Genomic DNA, 13,881 nt, shown 5'->3' on the forward strand with positions numbered 1-13,881 from the left:
ATATTATACTTTTAAAGCATCAATAGCATGTTTATAATCGTTCGAACCAAAAACATAATTACCTGCGACGACAATATCCACGCCCGCATTGGCTAAAGCGTGAATGTTTTGATTATTCACTCCGCCATCAACCTCGATAAGTGTTTTTGCATTTCTTTTTAAAATCATCTCTTTTAAGATAGGTGCTTTTTCAAGAACACTTGGGATAAATTTTTGACCACCAAAGCCGGGGTTGACACTCATTAAAAGTACCATATCCAAATCTTCCAGCAAATATTCGATATGTGAGGGAGGCGTGTGAGGGTTCAGAACAATTGCTGGGGAAATACCCAAGTCTCGAATTTTCTGAATCAAACGATGAGGATGTTTCTCTTCTTCAATATGAAAAGAGATGTATTTAGGTTTTAAGGGTGCAAAAAGATCGACAAAAAACGTATTGTTTTCCACCATCAAATGAATGTCCAATGGCTTAGTAGCTGCCTTGGCAACAGCGCTTACCACAACGGGTCCAATGGTCAGATTGGGTACAAAATGTCCATCCATAACATCTACATGCACAAGATCACATCCTGCTTCACAAATCGATACTATCTCTTCTCTTAACTTACCAAAATCAGCAGAAAGGATACTTGGAGCAACTAACATATTTAGCCTTTATACGATCAACATAAAAAATTTATTGAAATTGTATCAAAATTTATAATATTTTCGATATAATCTCAGGCTGCATTGAATTAAGCGTTTCTTTTGCTTGTTTCATGTACAATTCACGAAAAATTTTAAGGATATCGATATGGCAAGAAAATGTGCTCTTACTGGAAAAGGCCCTATGGTTGGTAACAACGTAAGCCATGCGAACAACAAAACTAAAAGAAGATTCCTTCCAAACCTTAGAACTGTCCGTGTGACACTTGAAGATGGAACGACTAAGAAAATTAGAATTGCTGCTTCGACACTTCGTACAATGAAGAAAAACGGCTAAAATTTCTCCTTTTACGGGGAAATTTTATGCTGCTTAATTGTTTTTGCTCTTACCTCATACTTTCACACTAAAATCCTAAAGGGTTTACCCATGTTTACCATTCTTCCTCTTCAAAATGGACTTGATAATGTAGCTGGTTTTTTCTGCCAAGGCGTTCACGCAGGGTTTAAACCAAACGGCAATAATGATGTTGCGTTTATTCGCTCTAACGAACCGTGCGATATTTCGGCAGTTTTTACAACCAATATTTTTCAGGCTGCCCCCATTAAACATTTTTTACGCTACCCAAAAGGATTTCAAACCAATTTCATTTTGATGAACGCTAAAAATGCAAATGCGATGACAGGAGCGGAGGGTATTGCAGATATTGAAACGCTTTTTGGCAAACTGAAGACAAAATTTCCAAGTTTGCACAATCCAATTATGAGCTCCACAGGTGTCATCGGGTACCGTCTCAATGTTGACAAACTTTCAACAGCATTCGATAAATTTGACTTTAATGCTAAAGATTCTCACGCTACTGCTTCGGCGATTATGACGACGGATAGTTTCAAAAAAGAACTTTGTTTCAAGGTGATTTTAGAAGATGGTAGTTTCTTTCATATTGCCGCCATCTGCAAAGGTGCAGGTATGATCAATCCTGCAATGGCAACAATGCTTTGCTTTATTCTAACGGATGCCAATATTCCTAAAATGGATATGGATGAGCTTTTATTGCCATCAATTGAGAATTCATTTAATGCCGTCAGCGTTGATGGCGATACTTCGACCAATGACACCGTGCTACTTCTAAGCTCTAAACAGAGTGGCGCGTACCATAAAGAGGCGTTTAATGAAGCACTTCGCCTGATTACCAAAGAGCTTAGCCTTATGCTTGTTCGCGATGGAGAAGGTTCAACGAAAGTCGTTGCATTTGAAGTCAGTGGTGCGAAAACTGAAGCTGAAGCAGAACGTGCAGCTAAAGCGCTTAGTAACTCTCTACTTGTCAAAACAGCACTTTTTGGTGAAGATCCAAACTGGGGACGTATTGCTTCGACCATTGGAGCCAGTAGAATTACTTGTAATGAAGAAAGCCTTGTCATTCATTATGACGATGTCTTAATTTACAGCAAAGATCAGCGCTCGCTGAACGCTGAAGCGGAGAAAAAAGCAGCGGCTGTTATGAAAAAAGACTCTTTCCGTATTCATTGCGAACTCGGAGTTGGAGAGGCTAGTTTTACTGCCTATGGCTGTGATTTAGGGCATAAGTATGTTGAAATAAATGCGGATTATCGCACCTAGTCGTAAAATTAAGCACTTTTTGATAAAATAAAGAACAAATATAAAAGGAGACCCAATGCTACACGAATACAGAGAAGTTATCTCAAAACTTAAAGTTGACAATGCACACTTTGCAAAAATTTTTGAAAAACATAATGAACTTGATCAAAAAATTACCGATGCAGATGAAGGTAGAGCACATATCAGTGATGCTGAGCTTGAGACAATGAAAAAAGAGAAACTTAGACTTAAAGATGAAGCGTATGCACTTATCGTTGCATACAAAAAAGAGAACAATCTCTAAAAAACCTGTTTGGGCTTAAATGCCCAAACTTTCCACGTCAACAATTTTCCCACGACTCTTTTCTTTACAAAACTCGACAACTTTTCCATGAAAACGTGCATAAAGCTCATTTAAACCTATCTCTTTGCCATAGAGATGATTAACTTTTGTTTGGTTGTTCACGATTCCCTCTACCATCCACTCTTGAAGTGCTCCGTACGATTCAAAACTGTATCCAAAACCTGCAAGTAAACGCGCCGTATACGCATCAACAACCATTGCTTCTTGTTTACACGCATAGCAGAGTATAGAATCCGCACTCTCTTCACCAATTCCTTTTTGCGACAACAACCATTCACGATCCACATTTTCAGAAAAAACCTCAAAAGAGCCAAATGATTCAAGGATTGCTTTGGATAAAAGAGAAAGGTTTTTCGCTTTGGTATTGTAAAAACCAGAAGGTTGAATAGCCGTTGAAAGAAGTTCAATGTCGAGAGTGGAAAGTTTTTCCAAACTATCAATGCCTAGATGCTCTAAATTTTCCATACTCTTTTCAACTTTTTCCCACTTGGTTTGCTGGGTTAAGATAGCACCAACGACCACCCAAAACGTGCCAGAACGTGGCCACCACAAAGGATCACGTGTGGTTTTAAGATAACCTTGTTTTTTGAGTGCGACTAAAAGATCAAAGCTATTCATGCACAGCTCTTGCAATCAAGCGCTCTTGATCATCAAACACTCGCAATTTAAAAGCCTCAACACATTTGCCCTCTTCTATTTCCATGATGACCATCTGTAAAATTTTCTTGCATTTTTTGGGAATTTCAAGCGAAGCTGGAAGCCCTGTAAGAAAACGTTTGAGTGGAGCATCTTTATCCATGCCTATAACGCCATCACGTGCCCCGCTAAGACCAACATCGGTGACATAGCATGTTCCCTCTTCTATAAGTAGATCATCCGTTCCTACGTGCGTGTGGGTACCTAAAATGGCACTCACCTTTCCTTTTAAAAGCATATGCATAGCACGCTTCTCTGAAGTGACTTCTGCATGAAAGTCCATGATGATGGTTTGAACACCTTCATCACGAAGTTCTTCAACAACTTTTTGGGCGCGCAAGAAAGGATTTTCAACCATCGGCATGCCATAATGACCCATGACATTGATGATGGCAATCTTCTCATCCTTTACATGTAAAACACTCACCCCTCGTCCAGGAACACCCACAGGGTAATTTAAAGGTCTAAGAATGGGCATCACATCTAAAAGTGAGATAATCTCTTTTTTATCCCACGAGTGATTTCCACCCGTGAGGATATCGGCTCCGTAAGAAAAAAGCTCTTTGGCATGAAGCGAGCCTAAACCAAAACCGTGACTGGCATTTTCACCATTAGCGATAACGAAGTCTAGCTCATACTCTTTGCGTAATTTTCGAAGATGACTTTCAAGCATACTTCGCCCAGGTTTTCCTACAATATCACCAATAAACCCTACCCTCACGCTTTGATCCTTAAATGTGTTAACACGGTTGCAATGACATCGTCATCGTCACGACTGCGTGATTGTAAGGTGATCTTTTTTTCATCTTCGTATTTGATGGTGATGTTCTGTCCGTAATTAGAGATAAGGACAATGTTTTGCCCTGTCGCCAAAATTTTGATCTCAATGAGTTGTAAGAATTGCTTGGTTGGAACATCCAGTTTGCCAAAACGATCCACCATTTCCTCTTCGATCTCTAAAACATCGTGAATGCTGCCACATTTGCTCAGACGTCTGTAAAGCTCTAATCGTACACGATCTTCGGTGATATAAGTATCGCTGATAAACGCGCTGATAGAAAGTTTGATGTCCACTTCGCGTGAAGCAATCGGAGTTTTACCCAAAAGCGCATTGATAGCATCTTCAAGCATTCGCAGATAAAGTGAATACCCAATATTTTTGAGATGACCACTTTGTGCCTCGCCAACCAAGTTACCGCCACCTCTGATTTCAAGGTCATGGTATGCGAGGATTGAGCCACTTCCCAAATACGAATTCGATTCTAAGGCTATGAGGCGTTTTTTAGCAGATTCCGAGAGTACTTCTTTATCTTTGACCAAGAAATAGCAAAACCCTTGACGACGTGAACGCCCCACACGACCACGAAGTTGGTGAAGATCTGCCATACCAAAGTGATCCGCGGAGTCAATAATAATCGTATTAACATTAGGGATATGAATGCCTGATTCGATAATTGAGGTACTTAAAAGCACATCATACGCCTTCTCTTCAAAATGCAACATCTCTTTTTCGGTTACCGTTGCACTGATCTCTGAGTGAAGCGTTAAGATGCGAAGATTTGGCATCATGCCGAGTAACTCTTTGCGTTTAGCTTCGATGGTCGCGATGCGGTTGTGAACAAAAAAGACCTGTCCACCGCGCCTCATCTCACGAATAATCGCCTCTTTAATGACCTTCGCATCGTACTCTTTAACAAAGGTTCGCACATCTTCTCTATCATTTGGAGGTGTGAGAAGCTGTGAGTACTGTTTAATGGAACTGAGCGCCATATTGAGACTCCTCGGAATTGGAGTGGCACTCATTGAGAGGATATGCACGTTTTCTCTAAAATTTTTGAGTTTTTCTTTTTGCTTTACGCCAAATTTATGCTCTTCATCGACCACCACAAGGGCTGGATTAAACAGTTCAACTTCAAAAAGTGAATGCGTCCCCACACACACATGCAACTCCCCGCTTTTGAGCTCTTTTAAAATGACTTGCTTTTGCACTGCTGTTGTAAAACGATCTAACTGAGCTACTTTAATGTTGTACTTTGCAAAACGAGATGATAGGCTTTTAAAGTGTTGGGAACACAGAAGTGTCGTAGGAGCAATAAGCAAGGCTTGAAACCCTTTGCGTACGGTTGCAAAGATGGCATTCATAGCCACTTCGGTTTTACCAAAACCTACATCGCCACTTAAGAGTCTGTCCATCATTTTGCCGCCGCTAAAATCAGTCAAGATTTCATTGATGACACGCTTTTGATCTTCGGTATAGGCAAAACCGGCATCAGACTCAAACTGAGCCATCTCACCCTCTTCTACTTTTATACTCAGTCCATCAACCATCTCACGCTTAGCTGCAATAGCAACAATTTCACTCGCTATTTCTAAAAGACGTTCTCTGGTTTTTGCTTTGAGTTTTTGAAAACTTCCCTTACCAAGGCGATCAACACTGACCAAACCGCCGCTCTCACCAATGTAGCGATCGATTACATGTAAATTTTCAACCGGCAATAAAAGCTTATCATCCCCTAGATACTCAATCAAAACAAAATCTTTGGTTGCCCCCAACACTGTGGCTTGAGTAAGTCCTTTGAAAATACCAATACCGTAGTTTTCATGCACCACATAATCGCCATTTTTAAGCTCATCGAGCACGATATTGGCACGTTTACGCTTGAGTTTCATGGAAGGTTTATTAAGAGAGAGGATAATCTCTTCGGAGTTCATGATGTTAACAATGCGCTCACTCTGAATCCATTTTACATGCAAAGAGTCCACATCCACCATGCGTAGTAAAACTTCATTTTTAGCTAAGAGTGTAATTTTCTTTTTTTGATGGAGTTCTATAAATGTTTTAACATTGGAGGGTGCAATTTCACGGTAACTTTTCGCTTCGGGTATGTGAGGAAGATTTTGCAGACTTTTAGCACCCTCTTCATCAAACAGTGCGATCTCACCCAGTTCTTCTACCGCGTCAGCACTCAAAAAAGTTTTAAAACTCTCGGTATAAACAGCTCCACTCTCTCCAAGTACCCAAAGTCCAAGAGAGTGAATATCTTTGGTAAAACTGTCACTTTTAAGCGAATCTATGCGTTTTTGCATCAGGGTATGGCGCTCTTCATCCAGTGCAAAAAGTGCAGGGAAAAGTGTATAGCTTTCCAATTCCTCTTTGGCACTTTTTTGGCTTTCGCAGTCAAAGAAACGAATGCTCTCTACTTCATCATCAAAAAGACTGAGACGAAGAGCTTTTTCACTATCGGGAGGGAAAATGTCGATGATGTCTCCACGAATGGAAATTTCACCTTTACCTTGTACTACATCTACCGCAAGATAACCCCAGTAAAACATCTGCTCACGAAAGCGTTCCAAATGCAAACGCATCCCAAATTCAAGGACAAAAGTGCTAAAAAGTTCAGCTTTTGGAAGTGGCGTTAGAAGCGTACGCAGAGGTGCAATTAAAACTTTTTTGGTAGAGTGATCTTGGTAAAACGCATGAAGTACGCGTAAAAGATCCACCATCTCTTCATGAAAAGAGAGCAGATCATCGCCCATATTGGCTCTAAGATCGGGTAGAACGTAGCTTTTTTTACCAAGGTAAAGGGCTACTTCGGAGGCTAAGAAAGCCTCTTTTTCGCCTTTAACACCTAAAAGTTGGAGGTCATTTTTGGTCTGAAAAAATTCATAACACGCAGCTTGTAACAATCAATCCCTTTGTTCTTCATATGAAGGTGCTTCCACACTCTCCATTTTAATTTTACTTTCACCTTCAAAAATAGCTTTTGCTTCGATGACAAGCTCTTTGGCAATGACTTTTCCTAAAAATTTGCCACCTTCTAACACTTCAACATTGTCGCAATTGGCATTGCCTTCAAAAAGACCGTTGATAATTAAACGGCTTGCATTGATTTCACCGTTAATTTTTCCTTGTTTGCCAATAGTCACGATACTATCAGAGAGGATTTTACCGATAATCTCGCCATCTACATGTAAGCGTGTTTGGCAGTTAAAAATACCCTCAATTTTGGCTCCACTGGCTACTATGGTTGTTTCGGAAGCGGGTACTGTTGTTGTGAATTGATCAACTTTATTAAAGATTCCCATGTGACTCTCTTCTCCTTTTGAAAGATTTCTTTAAAGTTAGCACCCTTCCACCTTAAAAAAGGTTCAGGGTCTAAAAGACGTCCTATAAACTTAATTTCATAATGTAAATGTGGACCTGTGGACATACCGCTGTTTCCAGAATAGGCAATCACATCACCTTTTTTAACAAACTGTCCTTCTTTAACAATAGGTTTATTGAGTAAGTGTGCATAATAACTTTCAAATCCATAATTATGGCTGAGAGAGACAACATTGCCATAGCCACTATTTTGATTGTACTGAACAAATTTTACAACACCATCAGCCGGTGCTAAAATGGGTGTTCCTATAGGTGTGCGCAAATCAGTACCCGCATGAAATTCTTTACGTTTTAAAATAGGATTTTCTCGCCAACCAAAGCGCGATGAAAACTCACTGTATGCCATAACATCGCCACTAGGGATATTATCAAAAAAAGTCTTTTGCTGTAAAGCGGCTAAGTCAATCTCTTCCAATCTGGTATCAAGATTGTCTTCATCGTTCACTCGCAGACCAATCAGTTCTTCAACATTACTTATTTTATCGCGAATCGCTTCATACTCTTTTGATTTTTCTGAGATCTCTTCTTGTAGAGAGTCATTTTGGGCTAGCAATACATTGCGTTCTTGGATTGCACTCTCTTTTTTCCCTTCAAGGGATGAAACCTCGTGCATTAAAAATAAAATCACAAAACTGCCCACTAAAATAACCAAGGCAACAAACAACGTAAAGTAGAGCAAAAATTTCTTAATGATCTGATGCAACAAAAAGTGCCGTGCACCATGCACATCTGAAATCGTAACGGTAAATTTATTCTTCACATAAAACCTTTAAAAATGCCTCAACAACAGAAAAAGAGCCAAATACCAAATACTCTTTATCGCTTTTAATGGCAGAAAAAGAAGAGATAGGAAGCTTTAATGCCTTTGCTGCATCGTATAAATCACTCTTCTGTGCAGCCCGAGGGCTGTCAATTTCAATCACTAAAATCTCTTTGATAATTGGTTTTAAAATCGCTAAAATCGTTTTAAAATCTTTATCTTTGTAACTATTATAGACCAACATAACCTTTTTTTTGCCTAAACTCTCAACCAATGCCTCTGCTGCCATGACATTGTGCCCTACATCTAGGGTGACATTGGGCATTAATTTTTGGCAACGCCCTTGTAAAACCGTTGGTAAAAAAGTTTTAAGATTACTATCATACCCCAGAATATTTAATGCGCAAAGTGCTGTTTTAAAATTTTCTTGCAAATAAGCGGGCAAGTTATACTTCGTACCAAATGCACTCAAAGCTTCCTTCGTCGCTTCATCAAAAAATGTTTCAACACAGTAAAGTTGGCTCTGAAGCTCTTGCGACTTGCGAAGCGCTATAGGATAGACTTTAGCATCATACTGTTTTGCTAAAACTATATCTGTGGTTGCACTGTTAATCTTTGTTTGTGCAATTTCCTCAATACTTTCGCCTAGAAAAGATTGATGATCTAGCCCAATCGGTGTAATAATTGAGAGGCATTTAGGGAAAACATTGGTGGCATCGTATTCGCCGCCAAGGCCAGCTTCGAGGACAACATAATCGCACTGCTTGGAGAAAATACTCATCGCTAAAAGAGTAGTGTATTCAAAATAAGAGAGAGATTGCGCTATGGATGGCTCTAACAATGCAAGCAATGTTTGATGGGTTTGCTCTAAAAGAACATCGTCCACATCTTTACCATCGAGCCAAATACGCTCGTTAAATTTCAGAATATGCGGAGAAGAATAGTGCCCTACATGTAAACCATTTGCGAGAAGCATATGTGCTAAAAAACGTCCTGTTGTTCCCTTTCCATTAGTACCAACAAGATGAATGATTTTTGGAAGTTTAAAATGAGATTGAATGCTTTGGTACGCTTTGGGCATACGCGCATAATCAATCTCATCATAAAAAAGCGGTTTGGTTTCTAAAAATAGTTCGAGTTGCATTAAAGCACAGGCATCACTTGATTACGACCTGCTTCTTTAGCTTTGTATAAAAAGCCATCTGCTGCACTCAGTGTTTCATCTTTAGACTTTTGTTGTGAGCGTTGAGAGACACCACAACTTACGGTCACATTGATACGTTCATTTTTATAGAGAAATTTAAACTGCTCGACAATGGCTCGAATTTTATCGGCAAAATGAATCGCTTGCGCAAGTTCGGTACTTGGAAGAATCACTAAGAACTCTTCGCCACCATAACGTCCTACAAAATCAACTTGGCGAATGTATTTGCGTAAAATTTTTCCCACGGTTGAGAGAATAACATCCCCTGCTTCATGGCCATACGTATCATTGACCATTTTAAAGTGATCAATGTCAATAAAGCAAAGCGTGTAGTCAATTTTATAGCGCATAAAAGCATCTTCAACGCGATTCATCTCATTGGCAAGGGCTCTTTTGGTTGCCACATGGGTAAGATAATCTTCTTTGACCTCTTGTTTAGCAACCAAGAGTGCTGATTCGAGTTTAGAAATACGGTTTTGAAGTTTCGTTATAGTCTCTTGATTGCTGATCATCTTCTCACTCAATGATCTAGTCTCACTCTCTAAAGAGGAGGCAATATTGAGAAGTTTGACTTGCACAGTCTCAAAGCTATCTTGTTGAAAATTGATACTTTGCAAATCTTTTTTAATCACTTTAACCTGTTCATGGCTAAAGTTACTGCTTTGGATGAGTTCAAGAATCTTTTTATTGATCTCATCAAGAATTTTATCGAGGGCTGCAACTTTTTTCTGCACTTCCGCCTTATCAAGATCAATACGCTTGCTAATCAAATGCTTAATCTCTTGTTGAAGAGCAGGCGTTCCTAGAGCATCGGGAGAATTGCGCAATTCATTGCTAATAGACGCTAACTCATCATTCATGCCCGATGCAATAGACGGTGAAAGTGACGCAATAATTAAAGGAACCAATGTTTTATAAAGTTCAGTGCTGTCATCTTTGCTCAAAATTTTAATTAAGTCTCGAACCATCACTTCAAGATCATCTTTCGTAACATGCCCAAATGCATCTAATTTTTTGAGATAGCTATCATCATAGTTAGAAATAAAATCAAACCATTTTTCTTTCACAAGGTCAATGGACTGTAAATTTTGATGAAAATCGAGACGTTCTAGCGAAGCATTCGCAAGACTGGTTGCTTTCGTATCGTGCAAAAGGGTGATAGCCTGAAGTACACGTTTGGTCAAAGTGGCCAAAGTATTGACCATTTTAAGTGCGTCTCCTTCATTGGCACGATTAAGTTTTGCAACCAAAAAGGCAAGAAGTTCGTCAATATTCCCAATATTAAAACGTTTCATATCGGTCACAATATTAGGATCTAGCTTTTTTGTGTATTTATCAACTTTTTGGCAGTCTTCAACAATCACACCTTTTTGCTTAGCTACTTTACAGAAGACTTTGGCATAATTATCAGGTGTTAAATTAAGATGTTCTGCTTTGATAAGCTCTAGCGAATCCCTAATAATTTCATTAATCGTTGTTGCCATCTCGGAGTCCTTTTATCGCTATCTTAGAAACAAACTCATTTAAAGCATCGGTTGCAGCATAACGGATAGCTTCAAAGCGATTCGTGTCAGAAATAACACTATTGGCTTCAATAGAGAAGTCATACTCTCCGGAAGCTGTTAATTTTTCGACTTTTTTAGTAACGTTGCTTTCATAGTTCATAGCTAAGATAACCGTGGCTTTGTAAGCGATAACATATCCATATCTATCATAGACTGTCGGTGAAAAAGAGATAGACTGAATCTTTACATGTAAAACGCTATCTGCCTGTTCTTTTACAGTCAATTTACCACTAAAACGACTAACAATAGCTTCATTAACAGCATCTTTTATTAAAACACTATTTCTTGGATCTTGTCTTGAGATCGTAACTTCTGCATATATTTTATTGCCTAACGCTTGCTTTGCATAATAGGATGATGGTTTATAACTGCATCCGCTGATAAAAGCTGCTATCAAGAGTCCAAGAAAAAGTTGTTTCATATTACTTTACCACCAAGTTAATCAATTTATTAGGAACATAAATCTCTTTAATGAGTTCACTTCCCTCTAACCATTTTGAGACACTCTCTTTACCTAGGCGCAAAGCCTCTTCTTTTGAAATAGTTGTTTCTACTTCAATTTCTGAGCGTTTCTTGCCATTAACTGTTACTGCTAAAATCATACTATCTTCTACAAAAACTTCTTCTTTAAGTGCAATAGGAGCTAAATTTACGCAACCAAAAAGAGCTTCACTCATTTCCCAGCTTATGTGTGGAACAATGGGCTCTAAGATATTGAGAAGTACAAAATACCCCTCAGACCATACCGCTGAATCATTTTGATCATTCAGCGCATTTAGGGCTTCCATAGATGCTGCAATCAACGTATTGAAAGTGTAACTTCCCTCATATATCTCATTTGATTTTTTAAGTGCTTCATAGACTTTCTTACGTGCATACTTGGATTCTTTGCAAAGCGAAGCATGCTCTATACTCGGAATTGCTTTACATGTAATCGCATTTTCGCTCTTTTGTGCAAAACGTTTCAAAAATCTAAAAGCACCCTCAACCGCACTATCGTTCCACTCTAACTCTTTTTGAGGAGGAGCAGCAAAAAGAATGAAAAGACGCGCAGTGTCCGCACCATAGGTTTTAATGATTGCATCAGGATCAACCGTATTACCTTTAGATTTGCTCATTTTTGAGCCATCTTTAAGCACCATTCCTTGCGTTAGTAAATTTGCAAATGGCTCATCACAACTCACATATCCAAGATCACGTAGTACTTTTGTAAAGAAACGTGAATACAGTAGATGCAGAATCGCATGTTCAATGCCACCAATGTATTGATCGACATTCATCCAGTAGTTTGCACTCTCTTTATCAAATGGCACGTCATTCCATAAGGATGGATCAGTGGTATAACGTAAGAAGTACCAACTTGATTGGAAAAAGGTATCCATGGTATCGGTTTCACGAACAGCTTCGCCATTACATGTAGGACATTTGGTGTGCTTCCATGTGGGGTGTTTATCGAGAGGATTGCCTTCTCCTTTAATCTCAACATCATCAGGCAATGCCACTGGAAGATTTTCAATCTTTTCTGGTACAAGTCCACATTTTGGACAATGAATCATAGGAATTGGAGCACCCCAATAACGCTGACGGCTAATACCCCAGTCACGAAGTTTATAGTTAATGACTTTGGTGCCCATTTTTTTTGCTTCAAAATGCGCAATGATCTTCTTTTGAGCACTTTTAGAATCAAGTCCGCTAAACTCACCAGAATTGACCAATGTGCCATACTCCGTAGTTGCTGCGCTTCCATCAAACGGTGTACTATTTTCAATGCTTTGGATAATCGCTAAATCATACTTGGTTGCAAACTCAAAATCTCTCTCATCGTGAGCAGGAACAGCCATAACTGCACCCCCACCGTACTCGATTAAGACAAAATTTGCTACCCAAACAGGTACATTTTTACCTGTGAGAGGATGAATGACGTCAAGTTCTAAACTTACACCCTCTTTAGGAGCTTGAGCTCGATCGCGCGCACCCACACTTTGCATCTTTTTAATTTGCGCAATTTTTTCTTCACTTAAAAGCTTATGCTCAATCAAATATTTAACAATTGCATGTTCAGGTGCAAGGGCAGAATAACTGACTCCATAAATCGTATCAGGACGTGTCGTGAAAACTTTGTAGCTTTCAAATTGATTACCCAGTTTTGCCTTAGAAGCATCGCTGAGTGTAAAAGAAAACTCTAACCCTTCACTTCTGCCGATCCAGTTCTCTTGCATCGTCAAAACTTGACTTGGCCATCCCTCGCGGAGTTTTTCACAATCATCGAGTAATTCTTGTGCGTATTGCGTAATTTTAAGGTAGTAACCTGGAAGTAAGCGCTGCTCTACGGGGTTATCACAACGCCAGCAACACCCCTCTTCGACTTGCTCATTGGCTAAAACCGTTTGACACGTATTACACCAGTTTAGTGTGGCGCTTTTTTGATACACCAATCCTTTATTAAACATCTCAATAAAAATGCGTTGCTCATGTTTGGTATAGAGTACATCACTTGCGGCAAATTCTCTTTTTTTAGAGAAAGAGAGTCCTAAAGAAGCCAATTCTTTGCGCATGTAGTCTATATTCTCATACGTCCATTTTTTAGGATGAACACCATGTTTAATCGCAGCATTCTCAGCAGGCATACCAAAACTATCCCAACCGATTGGATGCAAAACATTAAAACCATTTTTGCGGTGATGACGCGCTATGGCATCGCCAATAGTATAGTTGCGAACATGTCCCATGTGGATACGTCCACTCGGATACGGGAACATGCTTAAAATATATTTTTTCTTTTTGCTCATATCAGCAAGGGGTTCAAACGCATTGGTTTGTTCCCACGTTTGCTGCCATTTTTTTTCAAGTTCTAAAGGATTGTATTGCATCTTCTCTCCATCAAA

At 39.3% G+C, this 13,881-nt stretch carries 13 protein-coding genes; 3 read left to right on the forward strand and 10 right to left on the reverse strand.

Annotated elements, in window-relative coordinates; all coding sequences use genetic code 11:
* Positions 1-3: 3 nt before the first annotated feature.
* Entirely contained in the window at positions 4-645 is a 642-nt protein-coding gene (gene rpe / locus SAR02S_RS07120; protein ID WP_041958189.1) for a ribulose-phosphate 3-epimerase, read from the reverse strand.
* Positions 646-793: 148 nt separating this feature from the next.
* Between rpe and rpmB the strand changes: the two genes are divergently transcribed.
* The 3 genes from rpmB (at position 794) to SAR02S_RS07135 (ending at position 2,546) form a co-directional block, all read left to right on the forward strand.
* Complete coding sequence (gene rpmB / locus SAR02S_RS07125) at positions 794-982, forward strand: 50S ribosomal protein L28 (RefSeq protein WP_012857374.1); 189 nt, start codon at positions 794-796, stop codon at positions 980-982.
* Positions 983-1,072: 90 nt separating this feature from the next.
* The gene (gene argJ / locus SAR02S_RS07130) at positions 1,073-2,263 is read left to right on the forward strand and encodes a bifunctional glutamate N-acetyltransferase/amino-acid acetyltransferase ArgJ (protein WP_041958192.1); all 1,191 of its coding nucleotides are present in this window, start codon (positions 1,073-1,075) and stop codon (positions 2,261-2,263) included.
* A gap of 55 nt (positions 2,264-2,318) precedes the next feature.
* A complete protein-coding gene (locus SAR02S_RS07135) occupies positions 2,319-2,546 on the forward strand; it encodes an HP1242/YdcH family protein (protein WP_041958194.1) in 228 nt (75 codons plus the stop codon).
* Between the two features lie 15 nt (positions 2,547-2,561).
* Here the strand turns inward: SAR02S_RS07135 and SAR02S_RS07140 are convergent, their stop codons facing one another.
* From SAR02S_RS07140 to leuS, 9 genes are read right to left on the reverse strand one after another with little or no spacing between them, the layout of a single operon-like run.
* Positions 2,562-3,224 (reverse strand): 3-methyladenine DNA glycosylase, encoded by a 663-nt coding sequence (locus SAR02S_RS07140; protein ID WP_041958196.1) that lies wholly within the window; start codon positions 3,222-3,224, stop codon positions 2,562-2,564.
* A complete protein-coding gene (locus tag SAR02S_RS07145; protein WP_041958198.1) occupies positions 3,217-4,023 on the reverse strand; it encodes a TIGR00282 family metallophosphoesterase in 807 nt (268 codons plus the stop codon). Before SAR02S_RS07145 ends, SAR02S_RS07140 begins: the two co-directional genes overlap by 8 nt.
* Positions 4,020-6,989 (reverse strand): transcription-repair coupling factor, encoded by a 2,970-nt coding sequence (gene mfd, locus SAR02S_RS07150; RefSeq protein WP_041958200.1) that lies wholly within the window; start codon positions 6,987-6,989, stop codon positions 4,020-4,022. Before mfd ends, SAR02S_RS07145 begins: the two co-directional genes overlap by 4 nt.
* The gene (locus SAR02S_RS07155) at positions 6,990-7,388 is read right to left on the reverse strand and encodes a bactofilin family protein (protein ID WP_041958203.1); all 399 of its coding nucleotides are present in this window, start codon (positions 7,386-7,388) and stop codon (positions 6,990-6,992) included. It lies immediately after the preceding gene.
* Positions 7,325-8,227 (reverse strand): peptidoglycan DD-metalloendopeptidase family protein, encoded by a 903-nt coding sequence (locus SAR02S_RS07160; protein WP_041958205.1) that lies wholly within the window; start codon positions 8,225-8,227, stop codon positions 7,325-7,327. The genes SAR02S_RS07155 and SAR02S_RS07160 overlap by 64 nt, the downstream gene beginning before the upstream one ends.
* Positions 8,217-9,371 carry a glutamate ligase domain-containing protein gene (locus SAR02S_RS07165; protein WP_041958207.1) on the reverse strand — a complete coding sequence of 385 codons (1,155 nt, stop codon included), beginning with the start codon at positions 9,369-9,371 and terminating at the stop codon, positions 8,217-8,219. The genes SAR02S_RS07160 and SAR02S_RS07165 overlap by 11 nt, the downstream gene beginning before the upstream one ends.
* Complete coding sequence (locus SAR02S_RS07170) at positions 9,371-10,915, reverse strand: GGDEF domain-containing protein (RefSeq protein WP_041958209.1); 1,545 nt, start codon at positions 10,913-10,915, stop codon at positions 9,371-9,373. The genes SAR02S_RS07165 and SAR02S_RS07170 overlap by 1 nt, the downstream gene beginning before the upstream one ends.
* The gene (gene lptE / locus SAR02S_RS07175; protein WP_041958211.1) at positions 10,899-11,417 is read right to left on the reverse strand and encodes an LPS assembly lipoprotein LptE; all 519 of its coding nucleotides are present in this window, start codon (positions 11,415-11,417) and stop codon (positions 10,899-10,901) included. Before lptE ends, SAR02S_RS07170 begins: the two co-directional genes overlap by 17 nt.
* Position 11,418: 1 nt before the next feature.
* Positions 11,419-13,866 (reverse strand): leucine--tRNA ligase, encoded by a 2,448-nt coding sequence (gene leuS / locus SAR02S_RS07180; RefSeq protein ID WP_041958213.1) that lies wholly within the window; start codon positions 13,864-13,866, stop codon positions 11,419-11,421.
* Positions 13,867-13,881 lie beyond the last annotated feature (15 nt).

The organism is Sulfurospirillum arsenophilum NBRC 109478, from assembly GCF_000813345.1.
In the GTDB taxonomy this organism is placed as follows: Bacteria; Campylobacterota; Campylobacteria; order Campylobacterales; family Sulfurospirillaceae; genus Sulfurospirillum; species Sulfurospirillum arsenophilum.